A 22,805-nucleotide genomic window follows, 5' to 3' on the forward strand; every position below is an offset into this window, starting at 1 on the left:
TTAAATTCAAAAAGACTATTACTAAATCAATCCTTTGATAACTCCTTTATCAGAAGCTTCAATAAAAGAAAGTATTTCTCTTCGAATTGGTGAATCCGGAATTGTATCTTTTACAATATCCAATGATTTTGTAACATGGCTATTCTGAACGAAAATAATACGGTAAATATCTTCTATTTCACGTACCTGATCATCCGTATAACCTCGTCTTCTAAGCCCGACAGAATTTATTCCTGCATAAGTAAGTGGTTCGCGTGCGCATTTGACATAGGGAGGAACGTTCTTACGAATTAATGATCCTCCTGCAATAAATGAGTGGGCTCCAACATGAATGAATTGTTGAGATCCGCAACGTCCTTCTAAAATTGCATAATCTCCTACTGTACAATGACCTGAAAGTCCAGAATAACTAGCCATTATGACATGATTTCCAATCTGACAATCATGGGCAATATGTACATATGTCATCAACAAACAATCGTGTCCAACAGTCGTCTTCCACATATCCTTTGTACCGCGATGAATCGTAACACACTCTCTGATAACAGTTCTATCACCTATTTCAACGGTGGTATATTCTCCGTCGAATTTCAAATCTTGAGGGATTACTGCAATGACAGCTCCTGGATAAATTTCGCAATTTTCTCCAATTCTAGCACCCGGATAAATGGTAACATTTGGATGGATCTTCGTTCCAGCTCCAATAACAACATCATCATATATTGTACTGAATGCTTCAATAATTACCCCTTCTCCTAATTTTGCACTAGGAGAAACATGTGCTAGTGGACTTATCATACTTCTACTTTATCTTTAATGACCTGCGCAAGCATTTCAGCTTCCATGACATGTTTTCCATTTACATACGCATTTCCTTGCATATGCACCAATCCACGTCTAATAGGTGAAATTAACGTTAATTCAAACACCAATGTATCTCCAGGGATAACTTTTTGCTTGAATTTTACATTATCAATCTTCATAAAGTAAGTCGAATACAAATGTGGGTCTTCTACTTTACTCAAAGCAAAGATACCCCCACATTGTGCCGTAGCCTCAATTTGCAAAACCCCTGGGAAAATTGGATTCCCTGGAAAATGCCCTTGAAACATCGGTTCATTCATAGTTACATTCTTCACACCAATAATTTTTTCATCGGTGATATCCATTATTTTGTCAACCAACAAAAATGGATATCTGTGAGGGAGCATCCGTTCAATATCATTGATGTTGTACAAGGGTTCTTTCTCTAAATCAAAATGGCGTGCGCCTTTCTCTTGTCTTTTGATCTCTTCTTTCAATACTTTCGCAAAGCGTGTATTCCCTGAATGCCCTGGACGAGCTGCTAAAATATGTCCTTTGATGAATTTTCCTACTAAAGCTAAATCTCCAACAATATCTAATAATTTATGACGAGCTGGCTCATTTTCGAACTGCAATTTCAAGCTATTCAAAACACCGATTCCATCGTAGTTCACTTTCAACTTATCTTTTCCAAGCAATTTCGCCAAACGGTCCAATTCCTCTTCTTTCACATCATTACGTTCAACCAAAACGATGGCGTTATCCAAACTTCCACCTTTGATTAGGTTGTTTTGAGCAAGGAACTCCAATTCTCCTAAAAAGCAGAATGTTCTGCATGCTGCGATGTCTTTTTCAAACTCACCCAAGTGATACATACTCGCATGCTGTGTACCCAATGCCGGTGAATTGTAATCCACCATCACGGTAACACGATATTCTTTATCAGGAACGGCTAAAAATTCAATTCCTCTTTCAGCATCTTCCCATTTGATATTCTCTGTCAACTCCAAATACTGGCGATCTGTTTTCTGCTCTTCTCTACCAACTCGTTGAATTTCTCTAACAAACAACAATGAAGAACCATCCATAATTGGAATCTCAGGCCCTGTCAATGTAATCAAAGCATTATCTACTTCCATTCCATACAACGCTGCCAAAACATGCTCTGTTGTATACACTTTCCCACCATTTGACTCAAGTGTAGTTCCTCGATCCGTTGAAACTACTAAATCTGCATCTGCTTTAATAATGGGTTGACCTTCTAAATCTAATCGTTGGAATTTATATCCATGGTTGTCAGCCGCTGGGTGAATCTCCATTACAACTTGTTCTCCAGTATGTAATCCAATACCATTGAAACTGATTTTTTCTTTAAGGGTGAATTGTTTTTCTGACATATTATTCTGCAGATTTTGAGAGTGTTTTTATTTTATCTTCTAATTCAGACAATTTCTTAATAATGATTGGAAGTCTTCTAAATCCAACAAATGACTTTTTGTAATCATCCATCGGTATTGCAGGAGACCCCATTAAAATTTCCGCTTTTTTAATCGTATTTGGAATACCTGATTGCGCCACAATTCGTGTCCCATCAGCCACATGAAGGTGACCGCTAATTCCAGCTTGACCACCAACAAGTACATGTTTACCTATTTTTGCAGACCCTGCAACACCTGCTTGAGCAGCTATAGCAGAATGACTACCAACCTCTACATTGTGTGCCAAATGAACCAAATTATCAATTTTCACTCCTTTACGAAGAATCGTTGAGCCCATTGTAGCGCAGTCAATCGTTGAATTGGAACCAATCTCCACATCATCTTCTAAAATGACATTTCCAATTTGAGGAACTTTTGAAAAAACACCCTTCTCATCAGGAGCAAACCCAAAACCATCACTACCAATTACAACTCCAGCATGCAAAACACAGCGATTACCAATTTTGGTATCAGCATAAATCTTTACACCAGCATGAATTGTACAATCATCACCAATAACAGTACCATCACCAATGTATGCCTGCGGGTAAATCTTCACATTCTTACCTATGACAACATTCTCACCAATATATGCGAAAGCACCCAAATATAGCCCCTCACCTATTTTTGCGCTTTCAGAAATAAACGAAGGAATTTCAATTTTCGGCTGCTTTTGACGCATTTGATTATACACCTCTAAAAGCTTAGCAAAACATGCATATGCATCTTCAACTTTAACCAACGTAAGTGTTTGAGGCAAAGCCTTTGATGGAACAAAAGTGCTATTTACAATGCAAATACTTGATTGCGTTGTGTAAATATACTCCTCATACTTTGGGTTCGACAAGAAAGATAAAGTCCCTGTAACGCCCTCTTCAATTTTAGCCAATCCATTAACAGTAATCTCAGAGTTACCAACGACCTCACCGTTTAAAATAGCAGCTATTTGCAGCGCAGAAAATTCCATGAAACAAAATTAGTAAAAACCTTTAGGTTAAGCGTGTGTTAATATACGATTTATTAACACTTCATTGTGATGAAACCCCCTATATTTTGCATTAATTTTCTTCGAATTCGTAAAATTCAATATGATCTTTAAACCAAGTTGTGCGAGCTTTCAAAGTATCACCACTTTTACGCGGAATTACAATATATTGCTCTGGCGTAGGCTCTGCGTTCAATTTAGATTTTGAAAAATCAATCAAACCTGATTTTTTCAATAAAAACTGTACCGAATTATCATCTTTCAATCCGAATTTTACCATTTGTTTAGATAGTACATCATTTTCTTTCAGATAAACAAAGTTTTTTACGTTTGGAAAATGAATCATCCGCCCAAAACCAGTGATTGTATTTTTATAACTTTGAATGGAACCTTTTGGCCATATCACTTCTGAAACGAATCCACCTTCAGGAATGGAAAACCACAAGTCAATCGATTTGCCATTCACTTCTTTGGTCACTTTGTACACTTTTAAATTACCCTGCTTTTTACTTGATCCAAATGAAATGGATCCATCATCCAAAAAAGTCACAATCGTTGAGTCATTCAAATGATGTTTGTCTAAAAGTTTCTGATTCGCATCTGAAACCACAAGTACTTTACCCATAATCGTGTTTTTGACTCTGTTTTCAGGCAACCAAGTACAACCTCTATTTCTAAAAAAGAAAAAAACAAAGATTAAGCCGATACCAAAACCCACCCCGTAAAAGCGCACACGTCGCCAAAAATTTTTCATGAGAAACTATTTATTCAAAAAAAAAGTCCGATCCTCGATAGTTATCGGGACGGACTTTTACCTATTCAATTTTTACTTAAATTAATGCGTCCAATTTGGCCGTCAATTGGCCTTTTGGAACTGCTCCAACTGATTTATCAGCAATTTCCCCACCTTTAACAAAAATAATTGTTGGGATATTACGAATACCAAATTGTGCTGATACACCTGGATTTAAATCCACATTTACTTTACCTATGATTGCTTTACCTTCGTATTCATTTGCCATTTCTTCAACGATAGGACCAATTAATCTACATGGACCACACCATTCTGCCCAAAAGTCTACCATTACCGGTTTGTCTGATTTCAATACAAGCTCTTCGAAGTTTGCATCTGTGATTTCTATTGCCATAATTGTTTGTGTTTTAATGTGACTTCTTTCGTCGGTTTAAAAGTACTATTTGTTTTTGTTTGTCAAAAGCTTTGCCAAGACAAATTACACTGTCAGATTGTCATGCTGAACATGTATTTTTTTCATAGTTTTTTGATTATCTGTCTCCAAACAATAGAAAAACACTCCATTATCTAAGCCTTTCGTATCATAACGAATGATATGTCCGCCAGATGGAAATTCCTTATCCTGAACCACTTCAATTGCTTCCATTTTTGCGTTCAAAATTGAAAACACAACATTCTTAGTTTTTTCTATCGTAAAATAGAACTCCAAAATGCCAGTTTGATATTTCCCTTCCAAATCGAATAACAAAGCATAATCTTCTTTTTGAAGCATTCCTTTTGAGAAACGTTTGATGACAGCTTTGTATGCAATATACAACATAGTAATCGCCGCCAAACCAATTAATGTAGCAAGCAATTTACTTTCCCAAGATCTTATTCCTTTTACAAAGTTTACTCTAAAAAGCACTAATGTTGTAATTAATAAACTTAATCCAACAAGTGTAAGTAATGTTTTTTTCATGGGTTTAAAGTGATATTATTCCTTCTATTTTTTGTGCTTTGTTGTAAACCTCAATGATTGAATCAACATCTAACATCATTTCTTTCACACTCACACTTACGAATTTTGCATTACTTGATTCATGAAATTGAATGTGAGCAGTTTCATCAAACAAAGCCGTCGTTTGAGCTAATAAATGAGGGGTGTTTGGAACAATAAATTTAAACAAATAGACATTTGGCCATTCTTGCAACTCCAACTGCTCTCTCAATTTATCAAAAGTACCTTCACTCATATTTTAACTGTTATTTCTATTTACATGCGCTTCAACTACACTCATTGCACGTATTTCGGCAACAAAGATAAGCGCTTTAAAGCTAAGAGCAGATCTTTTTTTAACTCACCTTTATTCTTTTCTAAATCAGCAAACGTTATCCATCCTCTTTCAAGTGCATTTTTCAATCCGTTTTGAATCAACATGGGATCTGGTTCAATACCAAAAACAGGTTCTTCATCAGTCCAATTTAAAGTTGGAAATTGGTTTGTAAAGTATCCCTCTATCTTTAATCCATCTTCTAAAGCAGCTTCTATTTGTTCTGGTGATTGCATTTGTGAAAGCATCATTTTCCAGTAATTCTTGGCATGCATATACGATTCCCAAAGTTTCAAGACCTCGTCTGTTTCTATCGAATCAATTTTAAAAACAACTTTCGAATCGTTTTGAAACAAATTTTGATCTACTGCGATTTGCGCAAGGATTTTCAATCGAAGTAATTTCGATTTGAGTGTTTGACGAAGCAAAGGTTTTCCTAAAATGTTTTTTTTTATTTCAAAAAGTTCCAATTCAAGCGCATCAAAAACTTCCGAAAGATCATTAACACGCAGGGTTTTTAGTATTTCCTCTTCGGTCACTGCTCAGGCTCATTTTTATTTTTACGCATCCGAATATTGAGAAACTCTACAAACAGAGCGTAAACCATCGCAAAATAAATGTATCCTTTTGGAATGTGTTGACCAAATGATTCTGCGATTAACAAAACACCAATCGTCACCAAAAATCCAAGGGCTATCATTTTAATTGTTGGGCGAGCACTGATGAAATCTGCGATTGGTTTTGCAAAAATCAACATAACAATCATTGAAATAATAACAGCTAAAACAATGATTATAAAAGGATTTCCATGAGTTTCATGACGGATGTCATTGGTCATACCAATAGCAGAAATCACTGAATCAAAACTGAAAATAAAATCGATCATCACGATTTGCATAACAACAGCACTTAAACGCACTTTTTTCTTTGTTTTACCTTCCGAGTGCTCTCCTTTTACACTACTATGCATTTCTCCTACCGATTTGTAAATCAAGAAAAGTCCTCCAATCAATAAAACCAAGGAATGCGCAGTAAACTTGATGTCGAAAACTGTAAACAGTGGCGTTTTATCCAAAGTCATGATATAGGAAACGATACTCAACATCAACAATCGAATAATCAATGCTAAACTCAATCCTAAAATCCGAGCTTTGCGCTGATCTTGTTTCACTAATGAATCTGTGATAATAGAGATGAAAATAATATTATCAATCCCTAATACTATCTCCAATAAAGTTAGTACTACTAAATAAAAAATTCCGATACCGGTCGTTAATATGTTAAAATCCACTTTGCTATATTTTAGGACAAATTTAACTTCAATTCAACTATAAAAAATCGATTTGTGATAATTTTCATTTTTAACAGATTTTTTAGTTCTGAAATTTTGTTTTAAAACTCTGATTTACTTACATTAGCGTTATTGAACCTTGCCCTATTATGAGGCATTCAAACCAATCAGAGAGTCCAGCTGTCTTTTTCGTAGTAGTTTTTAGCAGTTTGGGCTCTCTTTGTTATTCAGAAAGTTCAAAGTGATTCAAATGGTTAAAAGAGTTCAAAACAAAAAATCAATTTCAAAGAATCAAAATATTTAAAGTCAATTTTGAACATTTGAACATTTGAACATTTGAACATTTGAACATTTGAACATTTGAACATTTTATACTCTTTTCTTAAACGACTTGAAATACGTCTCCAAAACCGCGCTATTCTGCTCATTCATCGTGTTTATTTCCAGTATTTTCGGTTTATCATTGGAACTTTCACCAAAAAATAATTCCAAATTTCCTTCTAAATCAGAAAGAGATGAAGCTTCAAAATAATCTAATCCATACGTTTTGGCAATATTCTCAGCTGACAACTCTTGTTCTGCAACAAAAATCTTTTTCCATTGATTGGTCGACTTCGGACCTGGGATAATATTGAAAATATCACCTCCTCCATTATTCACTAAAATGATTCTCAAATTGGAAGGGAGGTATTTACTCCACCAAGCATTCGAATCATAGAAAAAAGAAAGGTCTCCTGTTACCAATACATGAGATTCTTTCGAAGAAACGATGGCAGAACCAACAGCTGTAGAACTACTTCCATCAATTCCACTGGTGCCTCGATTACACCAATATTTAAGCGTTTTGATAGGATCAAATAACAATGCATAGCGGATGAGCGAACTGTTCGAAATATGCAAATTACACTGATCTGGAATAACATCCATCACAAACTCCATCGCCTTTAAATCGCTCCATGGCTGCGCATTGCAAATCTGCTTTTGTTCCTCAGCCCCAAACTGATCTATTTTTTTCCACGCAAATCCAAAGCGTGATTTATGTGGTTTCTCTTTGATAAAAGAGTGGAACAATTGAATCCCTGAAATCGCAGAAATAGAAGCAGTAAACTTCAAATTTTGAAACGTATCCATAAATGGAAAATCGACTCCAAAACGAATCACTGGTGCTTTTGATTGACGTAAAAAGACTTTGATTTTTTTCGAAATAATTGCACCACCAATTGTCACGATACAATCCGGATAAAAAGAAGACAAATCAGACTCAGGAATGATATTTAGAGCGCGATCAATGTTGGAAACAAAATATGGGCTAAACAAATTTGATGTGTGCTCAACCAAAACAGCTACAGAGCCATCCAATGCAAGACTTTCAAGTAATTCTTGCAAATGAGAATCGTTTTGTTGTTGACCAACAATTATCAACCGCTTTTCAGAATTTGACCAAATGGATTCTAATTTACTCCTACTGTTTTTGGTTAAAACACATTCTGTTTCAGCAAGTTCAATCCAATTACTCATTGCTTGAATATCAGAAGTTGTTTCATACAATGGCTCCGAAAATGGAATATTCAAATGAATGGGTCCTTTTCTATTTCCAACTGCCGTTTGAAGTGCTTCAGACAATTTTCGTTCAAAATACCAACGCTGATTATCTGTATGGATTTCATTCAATTGAGCGCTATTCAAAACCATCTGATTAAAAACACCTTCTTGTCGAATTGTCTGTCCATCTCCTTGATCTAACCATTCTGCAGGTCTATCAGCCGATAAAACAATGAGTGGAATTTCTTGATAAAAAGCTTCTGCAATAGCTGGATAGTAATTTAAAGGAGCTGAACCGGAAGTACAAGTAATAACAACTGGTTGATTTAATTTCTGAGCCATCCCAAGTGCATAGAATGCCGCAACACGCTCATCTGGAACAACAAATACCTGAAAGTCTGGATCTTCATCAAAAGCAATACTCAAAGGAGCATTCCGAGATCCTGGAGAAATAACCACATGAGTTACACCTACTTTTTTACATCCATCAACCAAAAGTTGAACCTCCAATTTTGCGCTTGAAATCATGATGTAAATTTAGCTCCTTTAAAGGTTCAAAGAGTTGAAAAGGTTCAAAAAAATGTTCAAATAGTTTAAACCCTTCAAGAGAACAGAATGTTTAAAGTCCATTTTGAACGTTTGAACTTCTTAATTAAAAACCTTCCGGTCTCTCAATAGTTTTAACAGATCCTTCAAGTTTTCCTGACTAAAATGAATCCGTTTATCCAACGATTCGGATTTCAAGATCAATTCTTCCGCTTTTCGATAATTCTTGAGATAAAATTCCACACATGCTTTTTGATAATAACAAACTGCTGCCACTTCATTATCAATACGGGCTTTTTTATCTTTTGGCTCATGCTCTAGTAACGCTTCATCGTAAATTAATAGTGCTTTAACAACATCAGGAGCCAATGCATCCGTTGGATTTGTTGCAAACCAGTTCGTTAATAAATCACCCGCATTATTGATGTCTGAATAATCTTGTTTTCTTGATTTTACACCGATTGCATACAAATCAATATTCCGATTTCCAATGAAATAATCGGCACAAATTTTTGCATAAACTCTTCCAACCATTTCCTCTATTGTTGAGGCAACTTTTTTAGATTTATTGGTACCATATTCGGTTCTTGCACTTTCGTAATTCAATGTAGAAGTCCCACTATATTGGCTATAACCAGATTCTTGATACATTTTCACAGGAGTTCCATTTGCCAAATTCAAAGTGAAAGTAAAGTCAATTTGCTCTTCTCCATCGTAGCGATAAGTAGTCGTGGTTGTTTTATTGCCCTTTTTATCCGTCTTTACTGAAGATGAAGTAGAAGGAACAGTGTTTTTCTTCACAATCCGATTTACCTGAAAAGTAAAATATAACTCACTCGCTTCTATCGAGCTTTCAAAAGTATAAACACGCTCATTGAAACGTTTCAGGAATAATCCGCGAATATTCGCAAAATCCGTTGAACTTGGTTGTACATAAATCTTTGTAAGACCAATATAGTCCAAATTGATTGGAGGAATATCAATCTTTAGCGAAATTGCTTTTTCGGGCTTTAAGTTCTGTGAAAAACTAAGATGGGTAAACAAACATGCTAAACCTAAAATAGGGAGTATTCTAATTTTCATAAGTAAGAGTTTAAAACCTTTAGTCGATGAAATGATTAAGTGGGGTCAAAATCACCGAGTAAAACTGAGAAATGAATGAGTAAATTGAATCAAATCTGCTTCATCACACGGGACAACGTTTCTGCTTTTTTTTCTGTTTCATCCCACTCTAAATCTGGAATTGAATCAATGGTAAATCCTCCACCAACGTATAAAAAAGCCTTGTCAGAAAGTAATTGAGCACAACGCAAATTTACAAACAAGTTTGTATTTCCTTCTTCAAAAAGGCCAATAAAACCTGTATACAATTCCCGATTATGCATTTCTCGAGTTAATATTGCTTCCATGGCATTTAGTCGCGGAGTTCCACAAACAGCTGGTGTTGGGTGTAAATCCAAAGCGATTGACCAAGCATTTGGTTTAGTTAAAAGTGCTTTAAAATCCGTTTTTAAATGCTGAACTGGTCCAGCTTGAACAACATAAGGCCCATCCGCTTCAATTTCGACACATTCATTGCGTTCCAATGCTTCGCGAATAGCTGAAACAACAAACTGATGCTCTTTCATTTCTTTCGGAGTCCATTCATGCTCTTCGTTTTCACCATGAGTTCCTGCCAGAGCAACCGTTTTACAAAGCATTCCTTCTTGGTTCATCAGTAATTCGGGGGTTGCTCCTATCCATGTTCCAAAATGCGCTGAAGAAATGAGGTAACAAAAGGCATTCGGATACGTTTTTTCCAGCAAATGAAAGAGTTCAACCGCTTTTTCTCCTTTAAAGGGAACTTGCTTGATACGAGAATACACTCCTTTTTCCACTCCTAGAAGCGGAAATGAATTTAAAAAAGCTTGAGCTTCGATTTGATAATCTCTTCGCGAAATAATTGTTGGAATTTCGGAACTGTAATGAAAACTAAAGTTAGATTCAGATTCAGGACTTTCTTCAAACTTGAAGATTTGCTCGTGCAGGAAATCGGAAATCACAAAACCCAACGGTTTATCTCCTTCTTTGAGAATCGAAAATGTTCCTCTTTGAATGTGAGGTGCTTTTTCCGTGGGCAATCTATAAATCAATAAGTCTTTCACGTTATTGGAACAATCATAACAGTTAATCGACCTGTACAAATCAATTTATCGTTGGATTCATCAAAAATATCTACTTGCCAAAGATGTGTACGCGAACCAGCATGAACAATTTTTCCAATTGCCTTTACTGAGCCCGATTTTACACCTCCAATGTGATTCGCATTAATTTCTATTCCAACTGGAGCTTCTTTCGTGATATCAATTAACAAAGTGGAGCCAATAGATCCAATTGATTCGATTAAAGCAGCACTTGCACCACCGTGTAAGAGGCCCATTGGCTGATGCGTTCTGTGATCTACAGGCATGGTAGCCACAATGTAATCTTCACCAATTTCAACGCATTTAATATCCAAATGTCCCAACAAAGTATTGGTTGCATACTTATTAATTTCTTCCAGCGGAACGCTTTTGATTTTTCTCATAGATACTGATTCTATTTGCGCCATTGAAATTTGAAACAAACCAATACATTCGCAAACATTAACATCTATAAAATTAATACTTATTAAGAGAGAGAAGTAATAGGTAAGTAATTTTCTTGCACCCATTTTATTAAAATAAACAAATCTAGATCCAACTTCCACGGCTCAAAATACCCAATTAAAACCTCCGAATCAAAAAATGATACACTTTAAGTTATTTCTCATAGGTAGATTCAAATAATTTTTACTTTCATCTCATCAAACTACGATTATGAACAAGCCGATCATGTCACTTCCTTGTAATCAATCTCATACGAAGATGGAAAAGCGAGATGGTGGTTATTATTGTTCCAATTGTGAAAAGGTACTGACCGATTTTCGTCATAAATCACCTACTGAAATCAAACAAATTATCACTTCGAGCCCTAAAAAAGTTTGTGGGGTTTTTAATAATGACCAAATCAGTTCTAAAACATCACATGTTGCATTGTCCAATGCTTCCTATCGAGTGGGATTATCTTTACTAGGTATACTTGGTTTTTTGGGTCCGGTAATTACTTCTTGTGAGTCAGCGAAGGACGATGCAGCATTTGTGAAACAAAAAGCATTCAACAAATTGAAGTTTCCAATGACCATCAGTGGTCAGCTGAAAGATGAAAAAACGGGAAAGCCTTTGGCGAAATCTCCAGTAGAAATTCAGCAGGATGGCAAAACGATCCTCAAAGGGTATACGGACGAAAGCGGAAATTTTGAGCTGGTAGTGAATCGAAAAGATTTGAAAAGCGAGACATTTGAGTTGATTTATTTGGCAAAGAGTCACCTTGCTGACACGTTAAAAAAGCAGCAATTAAGTTCTTTTAAAAAAGGACAAAAACTGATTCTCACTCTAAAAGCGGAAGCTACGAAGTGTAATGTAACCCGTGGAGAAGTTCCTATTGCTGTTCCAGGAGAAATGATTGTAGAAGGTGAAATTGCACCTGATTATTACGACCCGCCAACAGCTGGAATCCCTGTAATGGAAGTTGAACCTACTAGTAATCTAACTATTGAGAAACCGAAAGAAATTAATCCGAAATAATGAATACCGATTTTCCACCTACAACCTAAAGTCAAATAAGGGGTTTTGTGAAAACAGGCTCCTTATTTTTTTTTGGAATAACTGTTGTAGGCTTGTTCTACAAATCCGAATCCGAACCTATGTAAGTTTGAATCAGTTAACAGTAGAACGACCACCTGATTTTCTAATAACTTCTGCTTCAAATTCTGGTTTTTCACCAGAACTTCCTTGCTATAAGAGGCTGAATAAACTTGTTCATTGTAGTACCAAAACTCTCCGTTATTGAATAAATCCGCAGAAACATGCGAGTTAAACAAACTCCAATAAAAACTATCCCCAATTACCAATATTTTTGGATCATCCTTCTTTGGTTTTCTATTGGTATGAAATTTTGGATAAGCCAATTTTATATCTGGAATTTGAAAAAATAAATTCATTCCAAGTCCAATATCATCATCTCCAAGAATCGGTTTAGTTGATTCGACAATTGTATCAAGAACAAAATAGGGAATTTGATAATTGCGAATAGATGAAATATACTTTGTTAGTGAATCAACAGCAAAGTACTGACCATAGGCACTCCAGTGGATTCCTGTTTTTGAAAACAATGGATATTTAGTGGTTTTCTTCATCGACTTAAACCAACTATGCATATCAATGTAATTAATTGCTTGTTGTTTAAAACAATTGTTAAACGCTTCATAATTAGTTTTGCCAATCCCAACATGTTTGTAATAATCGGGAATGTATTCTGGATAATAACTCCCTTTTCCTGGGGCAAAAACAACTACAAAATCAATCCCTTTCTTCTTCAGCGTGTCTTGAACAAACTTTAATTGCTGAGTGATTTGTTTGATTTTTTCATCTCCAATGAAATCGATTCCATAATACGCTTTAATATACCCTTCTTCATAGAGGTAGTTTTCTTTCCCCACAATAACTCCCGAAGCATTTGTTTCATTGAAAAGCGAGTAATTCCATTGATTATACAAACGAACCCAACCTGGTCTATATCCTGCGTGTTCCGTAATATAAGTATCTTGTGCTTGTTGATATTTTCCCGAGAACCAATTTTCAAGAGTGATTTTCGGCTTTTCCGATAAGACGTAAGATCCAATCAATGGCTTTTCGGCAGTGAATCGAAATTTATGTTGAACCATTGGCATAAACAAAGCTCCAATGATTCCGAAAAACAATACTTGCTTCAATCGTTTATATGTTCGTTGTTCACTCATCTAAAATCGAAAATAAATAAATGGATTAAACCCAGAAGAAACAATAGAACTAACACTCAATGCAAACAAAACAAGCGAAAGGAATAGAAATCCAAAATATCCTGTCAGAGAATAGGTGTTTCTAGCAAATACAAAATCTTGCATTTTCTTCCCAATTGGGAAAGCGTATATAAAAGAAAAGAATATGGCCAAAATAGCAATGGGCCAGAAAGAAGGAAATACATTCACCAAACAAACAGAGTCAAAATCAATCAGCTTTTGTAAATAAATCCCCATTCCGTTTAAATCTTCTATACAGAAGATAATCCAGCCAACCATAACCACTAAAAACGTAAATGGAATTGCAACAAACGCTCCCAAACGCCCCAATAACTTTGCTAAAAAAATGCGATCCAAAATCAAGAAAAGACCATGGTAAGCACCCCAAATAATAAAATTCCAAGAGGCGCCATGCCAAAATCCGGATAAAATAAAGACTAGTCCCAAATTAAAATACAACCGTGCTTTAGATGAAACCCGATTTCCTCCAAGTGGAATATACAGGTAATCCCGCATGAAATTTCCTAATGTCATGTGCCAACGTCTCCAAAATTCGGTAATACTCTTAGAACTGTATGGACTATTGAAATTCTCTGGAAAATGGAAGCCGATCATTTTACCCAGTCCAATTGCCATGTCTGAATATCCCGAAAAATCGAAATAAATCTGCATCGTATAAGCAAACATTCCGATCCAAGCTGTTGTAGCATCTAATTGATTAAAGTCGCTCCAGAAAACAGCCTGAACTTGTTTTGCCATCATGTTAGCAATCAATACTTTCTTTGCTAAACCAATGCAAAAACGGAAAAATCCAATGAGTTTTTCATCGATATTCTCTGTACGTTCTGTTACCTCATCTGCTATTTCTTGAAAACGAACAATTGGTCCAGCAATCAACTTTGGAAACGCCAATAAATAGACAAAATAGTCTTTCAAACTGCGTAGTGGAGCATGCTTACCTCTATAAACATCAACAGTATAAGTAATAGACTCAAAGGTGAAGAATGAAATTCCTATAGGCATAATAACCGTCGCCCAACTCACTTCCTTAAAGCCAAATCCATTTAACAACGCATTTGCATTTTCAATGAAAAAGTTTGAATATTTAAAATAGGCTAAAAGACCTAGATTGATAGTTACAGAAATTATCAAGAGCACTTTCTTTTTCCTGACTTGATGCGTTCGGTGAATTATTCGAACCAATAAAAAATCTAAAAACGAAGTTCCTAAGAGGATAAAAATAAAAACAGGAGCTCCCCACGTGTAGAAAAGAATACTAAAAAAGAAAATGACCCAGTTTTTTAATGATTTCGGAACCACATGATAAACCAGTAAAAAGAATGGCAGGAAGTAAAAAAGAAAAAGCGTACTACTAAAAACCACTCGTTTGAGATATTTGGTTTTCAAAGATAAAAAAATGTGTGGACACAAAGCCTTGCTTCCAAACAGATCTAAATAATTCTTTTTTATTTCTTCCTAATCAATTCCAAAGCATATTCCTTCACCACATCTCTTCTTTCAAAATAATCTTCCATGCTTTGACTAATCTGGTAATCGGGCAAAATCCCTGTTTCATCTGGAAGCGTTGTGGCGGTTGATTCATGCGTATTATCAGCTATAAAAACGAGCATTTTGGTGTTCTTGAGCCTGCGGATTTTTTGTCCGGCAGAACAAAATTGATTGGAACCTAATTCTTCCCCTACAATCGTTCCTAGTTTCCAGGTTTTCACCAGCGACATAAAATGCCCGGTGGTAGAATTCCCCACTCCATCGATCAGGAACCAAAGCTGGCCTTTGTAGCGATTTTTAAACGGCTGGATTTCATTTTCTCCATACAAGGGTTGAGTTTTTCCCTCAAATTCAGACCTGGAATAGTAGACAAACGGCTTTTTAGCCAGGTATCTCAACAAATAAATACTCGATTCCGAAGATCCTCCGAAGTTGAAGCGCACATCGATAATCAGGTCATGAATATCTTTTTGACTGATCTCTTTAAACGTGCTGTCCATAAAATGTTCGAAAAAATTGAGATTATTCCAGGGATAATAATTAAATGATTCGATGGTAAGTAAAGCAGTTTTGTCTTTGCGAACTTCCAGACAAAGGCCTCTGCATTGGTGTAGTGGATCATCATACGGCGCTGTAAACGATTTGATCGGATCCAATTCGATTGTTTCATCACTTCCATTAAGAGTAACTGTATACTTTTCCGGAAGTCCCAGCGCATAAGCTATCATTCCAGTTGACCACCAATTAAATACATGCCGTTTGGTGGTTTGGATCAATCCTTGCGCAGAAATATGTGGATAAATCGAGCTAACCAGATTTGAAACAGAAACTCCGTTGATGCGTATGATCTCATCTTTTACTTTAACTTTCCCTGTATTGCTGAGCGGATCAACGACAACCAAATGTCCTCCAATCAAATGTGTTTGCAATGGAAACCGGAAATCAGAAGGCAACATTTCGTTCTCATAGTAAAATCCGCCTGAAGTATGTGAACATTGAACGCTGGCAACAATTTCACTGCAATGCCAGGTGAATTCACCATAAGTAGTTTGATCGTTAATCAATGCTTTTTTTGCTTCAACAACCTTAAGGAACGCTTCTTTCGAAATAAACTTGAGGGCATTGGGATGGATTTTCAATAACAGCTGACCCAGTTCATCCAAATCAGCTTTATACTCTTCTACCAAGAATTTTTGAGAGAACTTTTCCTGTGAAGTCGGGTAAATGCTGTCTGGAAACTGGATCAATAAGATTTGATCTTCCGCGTGGAAATTCTCGGGATCCATTTCCAGAGAAATTTTGTAATTCTTCATTGCAAGAGTGCTGTCGCTATTTGCCAGATACGCATCACCTAGGCAATCATAAGCATTGGAAGAAGTCGGAAATTCTCCACTAAGCAATTGAAATATAGCAATGGATTCATTTGTTTTCCCAGACCAAAGCAAAGAATAACCATATAAGGTCAATTCGAGTTCATTCCGAAAATCGTAGGTATTGGAATGTTCTTTTTTGAGTTTGTAATAAAGGGAAATTCGCTCTTCAACAGGTGAATAATCCAGCTCTTTTAGCTTTTCCACAACCGATTCTTTTCTGTTTGGAGAAGAATCTACTTGACTCTTGTTATTTACTCCGCAAGAGATCGCACAAGCGCAAATCAAAACAAATAAAGCGGTTTTTCGTAGGTTTATTGACATAACATTGGTTTGACACAAAGATGAATTACGTCATTCTAAATATATGTCAACGAATGTAAATTAGTGCAAAAAAAAGTAGGGCTGAGATGAATCATAGCCCTACTTTTTTTTGTTTTTATCTTTCGCATGACGTCCTGTAAGAGTATACGAAGTCTTAATCCGACATGGCGGATTCTTATTTCTCTTTTTTCTCCAATGCCAAGTCAATGACTTCTCGCATCTTTTTAACATAGTGAAATTTTAATCCTTTCACGTAATCCGCAGTGATTTCTTCAACATCTTTCCGATTGCGTTCACACAAGATTATTTCCTTAATATTAGCTCGCTTAGCTGCTAAGATTTTTTCTTTGATTCCTCCAACAGGAAGTACTTCACCACGTAAGGTAATTTCACCCGTCATTGCTAAGTTCTTCTTCACTTTTCGACCAGAAAAGGAACTCGCTAATGAAGTCAACATAGTAATACCAGCACTTGGACCATCTTTAGGTGTTGCACCCTCTGGAACGTGGATATGTACATTTTTTTCGTCAAATAATTCTTGTTCCAAATCCAACCAATCGCTGTGTGCTTTCAAAAACTCCAAAGCAATAACAGCAGATTCTTTCATGACATCTCCTAAATTTCCTGTCAAAGTCAATTTTCCTTTTCCTTTCGTTAAGGAAGATTCGATAAACAAAATATCTCCTCCAACGCTTGTCCAAGCCAAACCAGTGACTACACCCGGAACATCGTTATTATCGTATTTTGTTCTTTCACGACCTGCCCCCAAAATAGTTGTCAATTCTTCGACATCAATCTTTTCGTCGAATTTCTCTTCCAAAGCAACTTGTTTTGCTCTGTGACGAGCCAATTTTGCTAATTTTTTGTCCAAACCGCGAACTCCTGATTCATTGGTGTAATTTTCAACTATTCTCTCTAAGGTTTTACGATCAACAACCAACTGTTTCTTAGTAATACCATGTGCTTCGAGTTGTTTGGGTAACAAATGTTTTTTTGCAATTTCAATTTTCTCTTCGATTGTATAACCATTGACTTCAATAATTTCCATTCGGTCTAATAAGGGACCTTGAACAGAAGACAAGTTATTTGCAGTTGCAATAAACATCACTTTAGATAAGTCGAACTCCGTTTCCACATAATTATCATAAAAAGAACTGTTTTGTTCCGGATCTAAAACTTCCAATAATGCCGAAGATGGATCTCCGTGATTACTTCTTCCCAGTTTATCAATTTCATCCAATACAAAAACTGGATTGGCCGAACCTGCTTTTTTCAAATGTTGAATCACCCGACCTGGCATTGCACCAATATATGTTTTTCGGTGACCGCGAATTTCGGCCTCATCATGTACTCCGCCTAAAGACATACGCACATATTTACGACCCAAAGCCTCAGCAACTGATTTCCCTAGAGATGTTTTTCCAACCCCAGGAGGGCCATAAAAACACAAAATAGGTGATTTCATATCGCCTTTTAGCTTCAAAACTGCCAAGTACTCTAAAATACGCTCCTTGACTTTTTCCAATCCAAAATGATCGCGCTCCAAAATTTTTGCAGCTCGTTTTAAATCCAAATTATCGATTGAGTATTCATTCCAAGGTAAATCCAACAAGGTATCCAAGTAATTCAACTGAACCGTATATTCAGCTCCTTGCGGATTCATACGTTGTAATTTCGAGAGTTCTTTGTAGAACAACTTCGAAACTTCTTTTGTCCATAATTTTTTCGAAGCACGTTCTTCCAAATCACGCACATCTTGTTCTTGTGGATTATCTCCCAATTCATCCTGAATAGTACGAATTTGTTGATGCAAAAAATATTCCCGTTGTTGACGATCCATGTCTAAGCGCACTTTCGATTGAATCTCGTTTCGCATTTCCAGCAATTGAGATTCTAAAGTTAAATGCTCTACCACCAACCGTGCACGCGCTTTGAAATCCAATTCTTCCAAAAGCTCTTGTTTCTTCTTCACATCTGCATTCATGTTGGAAGAAATGAAATTCACCATAAACGTTGGCGATTCAATATTTCCAATCGCAAATGCCGCTTCAGAAGGAATATTCGGACTGTCTTTAATAATTTGAAGAGCCAACTCTTTTACATTTCGGAACAAAAGATCCATCTCGTGATCATCCTTTTCAGGAAGAACTTCAGACAAGAATTTCACTTTTGCCCGCATATATGGCTCCGTTTGATTTGGTTCTACAATTTCAAACCGCCGTTTCCCTTGAATAATGACTGTTGAAGAACCATCAGGCATTTTCAGCAAACGGACAATTTGTGCAACTGTTCCAATTTTATGTAAATCATTGAACTCCGGACTTTCTTCGTCTTGGTCTATCTGCGCAACAACTCCAATAATCTTCTTCCCACTATTTGCATCTTGCAACAACTTCAATGATTTATCACGACCTATAGTAATCGGAATCATTACTCCTGGGAAAAGAACATTATTTCTTAAAGGTAAGATCGGTAAATCTTCTGGGAAGACTTCTTTGTTCATATTGTCTTCATCGTCTTGAGACATCAACGGCAAAAACTCCGCATCTTCTTCAACTCCTGACGAGACTATTAATGTGCTATTATCGAATGAATCTTTCATGTATGTGTATTTAACGTCAAAATGTCATTGTTCTTATCGTTCAATCGAATAAGTTTCCAATAAATGTTCGACGACTTGGTTTGTCAAGTGTTGTGCCAAGACATAAATACTGACGAATTGACATCTTTTCTAAGTCGGGAATTAATTTGAATAATCTAATTTATATTGGATTCCTATGATTGATTAAACTTCTCTTAGTCTTTATTTTAGCTGAAGTAACTTGTTTTAAACTTATTATCACAAGTCAAAAACGTGAAATCTTTTGGAAACGGGATTTCCAAATGGAGACTAAGCAATATTTTATACCTATCTTTCGCATCTAACAAATTTAAATGAGTGAAATTGGTTCAGTGAAATGGAAGAAAAATGACATGGCGCATTTCTTTCCTACACTAAAAAAACGCGTTGATGGTTATTTCAGTGAAAATAAAATCAAAAAGCAAGGAAATCGTAAATTGTATCTTAAAGCAACCATTCTTTTGAGCGTTTATCTCACCCCTTTCATTCTTCTTCTAACCCTTCCTTTTTCGAATGGAATGCAATTGATTTTGTGGTCTATCATGGGTTTTGCTTTAGCAGGAATTGGTATGAGTGTCATGCATGACGCCAATCACGGCGCCTTCTCTAAAAACAAAACACTGAATTATATCATGGGACATTCACTGAACTTATTGGGTGGATCTGTTTGTAATTGGAAAATGCAGCACAATGTTTTACACCATACTTATACCAATATTGCAGATATGGATGAAGACATTGACGATAAATTAATGATGCGTTTTTGCCCACATTCTGAACGCAAAGGATATCACCGTTTTCAATTCATATACGTAGTTTTCTTCTATTCTATTTTGACCTTGTATTGGGTTACTTTAAAGGATTTTGTTCAATTCATTCAATACCGCAAACACAAGGCTTTTTGTGAAGAAAAGAAAAGTAATGTCCGCAAGTTTATTCAGATTATTTCCCTAAAAGCTGTTTACTTTTTCATTATTTTATATTTACCCATTGGAATCATTGGTTTGCCTCTAGGAACAACTATTGCAGGATTCATTATCATGCAAGCAATTGCAGGATTCATACTTGCACTTGTGTTTCAATTGGCTCATACCGTTGAGGGAACAAGTCATCCACTTCCAAATGAAGAAGGAATTATTGAAAATGATTGGGCCATTCATCAATTGCAAACAACTGCCAATTTTTCACGTAAAAGCAAACTAGTTTCTTGGTATGTTGGAGGATTGAACTTTCAGGTAGAACATCATTTATTCCCTTACATTTCACACGTTCATTACCCGGAAATTGCACACATTGTAAAAGAAACCGCAGAAGAATTTGGTGTTCCTTATTTGGAAAACAGAACATTTATGGATGCCGTGAGTTCACATTTTGCATTTTTATATCAGTTAGGGAAACCTAATCCAATGACTGCGCAGTCTTAGAAAGTAATTAAATCCCAATTATTTTTAATTCTGTTCTGCGATTTATCACATGCAATTTTTCGTAGTGAGCTTTATTGGTCTTTCGGTATTTATTGATTTCTTCTTCAGAAATAATCCATTCAGTTTCTCCATAGCCCTTGGCTACTATTTGTGATTCAGGAACACATCTTTTTACAAGAAAATATTTCACATATTCAGAGTGCCTTTGTGTCAATTTTAAGTTCATAGTATCATTCCCTCTACAATCTGTATGCACTCCAATTTCAACAGAAACATTTTTATTCTGCTGCAGAAAAAGCACAACACTGTCGAGTTGAATACTAATCAGAGTATCCATAAATAGATGATGTTTTCCGCCTAATGGGTAAGGAATATCTGTCAATCGACACTTCTGCCCTATACAAAACATTGTATCAGATAATCTGAAGATTCCTTGTGTATTTCCCAGAAAAGAAAACAAAAGATAGAGCAGAGTAAATGGAACTAATTTTCTCATAAACACATATGTCATTTCATACAAAAGGTAAACTTCCTTTAAGATGATTCCAACAGATATTGAAGTGAAATGATACCTGATCATTAATATTTTTCTGAATTTGGGATTTTTAGCGAGCTATCTTAAATCAATTTAATAAATAATGTTAATTTTACCCGAAAAAACTGAACTATGAAATTTACTCTTTTCACGATTCTATTATTGATATCATCAACAACTTTCTCACAAGAAAAAGCCATAAAGGCATTTGGAGATATTCAATTTGGTGGCGCTACTACATTAAGAGGACACGGGATTCTAAATAGTACTGTAGGATTTAATTTTGCACTTAAAAACGGTTTATATTTTAGAGCTGGTGGAGAAATTGGTTTTTTCGGAAGACGTTACGATGCGTATGTGAAATCATCTTATACTGGATATAATTTACGAATTGGATTTGCAAGTTCTACTTCAGAAAAAATAACTATCGTTCCATATGTTGGAATTGGAATGGAAAACAGTATTGTAACTACCTATGAATTAGACGCTCTTGCTAATGCAGTTTCAGGTATTACTGGTGATGCAGTTTCTTCTGTTACAGGTAAGGACGCAAAAGCAAAAAGAAACAAATACCTAACTGAAAAGCATTCTTACATTACTGTACCAGTTGGAGTTGATATTCATATCCATGCTAAAAGTGTAGGATTAGTTCTTGGTTATTACATGAACGTTTCAAAATATGTTGAAGGTGGTCTTCGACTTGGAATTTCATTTGGAAAACTTTAATTTTTCATCTTGAATTAAAGGGTGTCTAAAATTTTAGACACCCTTTTTTGTTGAAATCAATTTGAATGATTTCAATCGTTGGTTCGATTTTGTATCTAAACGAAATTAAGTCGAAATATAAAACAAGGTAACTTACTACTTAAAGCCCTTTTCGGATACAATACTCCTTAACGATTTCCATCTTTTTGCAATTACCCAGATAGTAGTAATTACTTGTAATCACCAAATTTTCATCATCATATACTTTCATTTGATCAAAGGATGATTCTCCTGATTCAAATATCCTAAATGGTTCCAGCCTGACTGTCTGAGACACAAAAAAAACTCGCTTACTTCACACTCTCTGACACGAAGAGTTATACAAAAGAAACAGAAGAGAAATCAACAGGCCTTTCCAAAAATAAGGTAAAATTGATCATTCAGACGTTTCAATTCTAGCTTTAAGCTATCCATTCGTTCCTTATTCATCATCCTTCCTCTGGTACAATCAAACAATGCTGCTATCTTTTAAAGGACTGAGTTCCCTCATAAATAAATAAAGGATGTATATTCTGAGAAAAGCAATGAATGAATGAATGAATGAATAGATGAATAGAAAATGATAAGTGAATAAATAGATTTCATAAATGGAATAACTAATTCTTTTAGTTATTCCATCTCGTTCAAATCATCCCAACAAAAAAGGCG

21 protein-coding genes are annotated in these 22,805 nt (G+C 35.7%); 3 read left to right on the forward strand and 18 right to left on the reverse strand.

Annotated elements, in window-relative coordinates:
• Window positions 1–21: 21 nt before the first annotated feature.
• The 13 genes from lpxA to FLUTA_RS01400 form a co-directional block, all read right to left on the reverse strand.
• A complete protein-coding gene (lpxA, locus tag FLUTA_RS01340) occupies window positions 22–798 on the reverse strand; it encodes an acyl-ACP--UDP-N-acetylglucosamine O-acyltransferase (protein ID WP_013685050.1) in 777 nt (258 codons plus the stop codon).
• Window positions 795–2,201, reverse strand: coding sequence for a bifunctional UDP-3-O-[3-hydroxymyristoyl] N-acetylglucosamine deacetylase/3-hydroxyacyl-ACP dehydratase (locus tag FLUTA_RS01345; protein WP_013685051.1), 1,407 nt, complete (start codon window positions 2,199–2,201; stop codon window positions 795–797). The genes lpxA and FLUTA_RS01345 overlap by 4 nt, the downstream gene beginning before the upstream one ends.
• 1 nt (window position 2,202) lies before the next feature.
• Entirely contained in the window at window positions 2,203–3,249 is a 1,047-nt protein-coding gene (lpxD, locus tag FLUTA_RS01350) for a UDP-3-O-(3-hydroxymyristoyl)glucosamine N-acyltransferase (protein WP_013685052.1), read from the reverse strand.
• A gap of 91 nt (window positions 3,250–3,340) precedes the next feature.
• Window positions 3,341–4,021: a hypothetical protein gene (locus tag FLUTA_RS01355; RefSeq protein WP_013685053.1), complete on the reverse strand. Its 681-nt coding sequence runs from the start codon at window positions 4,019–4,021 to the stop codon at window positions 3,341–3,343.
• A 76-nt stretch (window positions 4,022–4,097) separates the two neighbouring features.
• Window positions 4,098–4,415, reverse strand: coding sequence for a thioredoxin (gene trxA, locus FLUTA_RS01360; RefSeq protein ID WP_013685054.1), 318 nt, complete (start codon window positions 4,413–4,415; stop codon window positions 4,098–4,100).
• Between the two features lie 84 nt (window positions 4,416–4,499).
• Complete coding sequence (locus FLUTA_RS01365; protein ID WP_013685055.1) at window positions 4,500–4,982, reverse strand: hypothetical protein; 483 nt, start codon at window positions 4,980–4,982, stop codon at window positions 4,500–4,502.
• Between the two features lie 4 nt (window positions 4,983–4,986).
• The gene (locus tag FLUTA_RS01370; RefSeq protein WP_013685056.1) at window positions 4,987–5,256 is read right to left on the reverse strand and encodes a DUF493 family protein; all 270 of its coding nucleotides are present in this window, start codon (window positions 5,254–5,256) and stop codon (window positions 4,987–4,989) included.
• Window positions 5,257–5,297: 41 nt separating this feature from the next.
• Window positions 5,298–5,873, reverse strand: a complete 576-nt coding sequence (locus FLUTA_RS01375) for a hypothetical protein (RefSeq protein ID WP_013685057.1) — start codon at window positions 5,871–5,873, stop codon at window positions 5,298–5,300.
• Window positions 5,870–6,625, reverse strand: coding sequence for a TerC family protein (locus tag FLUTA_RS01380; RefSeq protein ID WP_013685058.1), 756 nt, complete (start codon window positions 6,623–6,625; stop codon window positions 5,870–5,872). Before FLUTA_RS01380 ends, FLUTA_RS01375 begins: the two co-directional genes overlap by 4 nt.
• 369 nt (window positions 6,626–6,994) lie before the next feature.
• The gene (gene menD / locus FLUTA_RS01385) at window positions 6,995–8,695 is read right to left on the reverse strand and encodes a 2-succinyl-5-enolpyruvyl-6-hydroxy-3-cyclohexene-1-carboxylic-acid synthase (RefSeq protein WP_013685059.1); all 1,701 of its coding nucleotides are present in this window, start codon (window positions 8,693–8,695) and stop codon (window positions 6,995–6,997) included.
• Between the two features lie 120 nt (window positions 8,696–8,815).
• Complete coding sequence (locus tag FLUTA_RS01390; protein ID WP_013685060.1) at window positions 8,816–9,796, reverse strand: hypothetical protein; 981 nt, start codon at window positions 9,794–9,796, stop codon at window positions 8,816–8,818.
• Between the two features lie 89 nt (window positions 9,797–9,885).
• Window positions 9,886–10,857 (reverse strand): chorismate-binding protein, encoded by a 972-nt coding sequence (locus FLUTA_RS20410; protein WP_013685061.1) that lies wholly within the window; start codon window positions 10,855–10,857, stop codon window positions 9,886–9,888.
• Entirely contained in the window at window positions 10,854–11,279 is a 426-nt protein-coding gene (locus tag FLUTA_RS01400; RefSeq protein WP_043024008.1) for a hotdog fold thioesterase, read from the reverse strand. Before FLUTA_RS01400 ends, FLUTA_RS20410 begins: the two co-directional genes overlap by 4 nt.
• A gap of 271 nt (window positions 11,280–11,550) precedes the next feature.
• Here FLUTA_RS01400 and FLUTA_RS01405 point away from each other — a divergent pair, with 271 nt between their 5' ends.
• Window positions 11,551–12,357: a peptidase associated/transthyretin-like domain-containing protein gene (locus tag FLUTA_RS01405; protein WP_013685063.1), complete on the forward strand. Its 807-nt coding sequence runs from the start codon at window positions 11,551–11,553 to the stop codon at window positions 12,355–12,357.
• A gap of 62 nt (window positions 12,358–12,419) precedes the next feature.
• Here FLUTA_RS01405 and FLUTA_RS01410 read toward each other — a convergent pair whose 3' ends face one another.
• From FLUTA_RS01410 to lon, 4 genes are all read right to left on the reverse strand, one after another.
• Window positions 12,420–13,571, reverse strand: coding sequence for an alginate O-acetyltransferase AlgX-related protein (locus FLUTA_RS01410; protein WP_013685064.1), 1,152 nt, complete (start codon window positions 13,569–13,571; stop codon window positions 12,420–12,422).
• Window positions 13,572–15,017: an MBOAT family O-acyltransferase gene (locus FLUTA_RS01415; protein ID WP_245545462.1), complete on the reverse strand. Its 1,446-nt coding sequence runs from the start codon at window positions 15,015–15,017 to the stop codon at window positions 13,572–13,574. It lies immediately after the preceding gene.
• A 59-nt stretch (window positions 15,018–15,076) separates the two neighbouring features.
• Window positions 15,077–16,813, reverse strand: a complete 1,737-nt coding sequence (locus tag FLUTA_RS01420) for a S41 family peptidase (protein WP_148235369.1) — start codon at window positions 16,811–16,813, stop codon at window positions 15,077–15,079.
• A gap of 175 nt (window positions 16,814–16,988) precedes the next feature.
• Entirely contained in the window at window positions 16,989–19,415 is a 2,427-nt protein-coding gene (gene lon, locus FLUTA_RS01425; RefSeq protein ID WP_013685067.1) for an endopeptidase La, read from the reverse strand.
• Window positions 19,416–19,747: 332 nt separating this feature from the next.
• Here lon and FLUTA_RS01430 point away from each other — a divergent pair, with 332 nt between their 5' ends.
• Window positions 19,748–20,857, forward strand: a complete 1,110-nt coding sequence (locus tag FLUTA_RS01430) for a fatty acid desaturase family protein (protein WP_013685068.1) — start codon at window positions 19,748–19,750, stop codon at window positions 20,855–20,857.
• Window positions 20,858–20,864: 7 nt separating this feature from the next.
• Here the strand turns inward: FLUTA_RS01430 and FLUTA_RS01435 are convergent, their stop codons facing one another.
• Complete coding sequence (locus FLUTA_RS01435) at window positions 20,865–21,353, reverse strand: OmpA family protein (protein ID WP_043023563.1); 489 nt, start codon at window positions 21,351–21,353, stop codon at window positions 20,865–20,867.
• A 171-nt stretch (window positions 21,354–21,524) separates the two neighbouring features.
• Here FLUTA_RS01435 and FLUTA_RS01440 point away from each other — a divergent pair, with 171 nt between their 5' ends.
• Complete coding sequence (locus FLUTA_RS01440) at window positions 21,525–22,118, forward strand: hypothetical protein (protein ID WP_013685070.1); 594 nt, start codon at window positions 21,525–21,527, stop codon at window positions 22,116–22,118.
• The last annotated feature ends 687 nt before the right edge of the window (window positions 22,119–22,805 follow it).

The sequence above is a fragment of the Fluviicola taffensis DSM 16823 genome (assembly GCF_000194605.1).
Taxonomy (GTDB): Bacteria; Bacteroidota; Bacteroidia; order Flavobacteriales_D; family Crocinitomicaceae; genus Fluviicola; species Fluviicola taffensis.

Coding starts and splice junctions, on each gene's coding strand:
- FLUTA_RS01435 (WP_043023563.1), bottom strand. CDS start 21,353: ATGAGAAAATTAGTTCCATTTACTCTGCTCTATCTTTTGTTTTCTTTT.
- FLUTA_RS01410 (WP_013685064.1), bottom strand. CDS start 13,571: ATGAGTGAACAACGAACATATAAACGATTGAAGCAAGTATTGTTTTTC.
- menD (WP_013685059.1), bottom strand. CDS start 8,695: ATGATTTCAAGCGCAAAATTGGAGGTTCAACTTTTGGTTGATGGATGT.
- lon (WP_013685067.1), bottom strand. CDS start 19,415: ATGAAAGATTCATTCGATAATAGCACATTAATAGTCTCGTCAGGAGTT.
- FLUTA_RS01400 (WP_043024008.1), bottom strand. CDS start 11,279: ATGAGAAAAATCAAAAGCGTTCCGCTGGAAGAAATTAATAAGTATGCA.
- FLUTA_RS01355 (WP_013685053.1), bottom strand. CDS start 4,021: ATGAAAAATTTTTGGCGACGTGTGCGCTTTTACGGGGTGGGTTTTGGT.
- lpxA (WP_013685050.1), bottom strand. CDS start 798: ATGATAAGTCCACTAGCACATGTTTCTCCTAGTGCAAAATTAGGAGAA.
- trxA (WP_013685054.1), bottom strand. CDS start 4,415: ATGGCAATAGAAATCACAGATGCAAACTTCGAAGAGCTTGTATTGAAA.
- FLUTA_RS01390 (WP_013685060.1), bottom strand. CDS start 9,796: ATGAAAATTAGAATACTCCCTATTTTAGGTTTAGCATGTTTGTTTACC.
- FLUTA_RS01370 (WP_013685056.1), bottom strand. CDS start 5,256: ATGAGTGAAGGTACTTTTGATAAATTGAGAGAGCAGTTGGAGTTGCAA.
- lpxD (WP_013685052.1), bottom strand. CDS start 3,249: ATGGAATTTTCTGCGCTGCAAATAGCTGCTATTTTAAACGGTGAGGTC.
- FLUTA_RS01440 (WP_013685070.1), top strand. CDS start 21,525: ATGAAATTTACTCTTTTCACGATTCTATTATTGATATCATCAACAACT.
- FLUTA_RS01345 (WP_013685051.1), bottom strand. CDS start 2,201: ATGTCAGAAAAACAATTCACCCTTAAAGAAAAAATCAGTTTCAATGGT.
- FLUTA_RS01420 (WP_148235369.1), bottom strand. CDS start 16,813: ATGTCAATAAACCTACGAAAAACCGCTTTATTTGTTTTGATTTGCGCT.
- FLUTA_RS01430 (WP_013685068.1), top strand. CDS start 19,748: ATGAGTGAAATTGGTTCAGTGAAATGGAAGAAAAATGACATGGCGCAT.
- FLUTA_RS01365 (WP_013685055.1), bottom strand. CDS start 4,982: ATGAAAAAAACATTACTTACACTTGTTGGATTAAGTTTATTAATTACA.
- FLUTA_RS01405 (WP_013685063.1), top strand. CDS start 11,551: ATGAACAAGCCGATCATGTCACTTCCTTGTAATCAATCTCATACGAAG.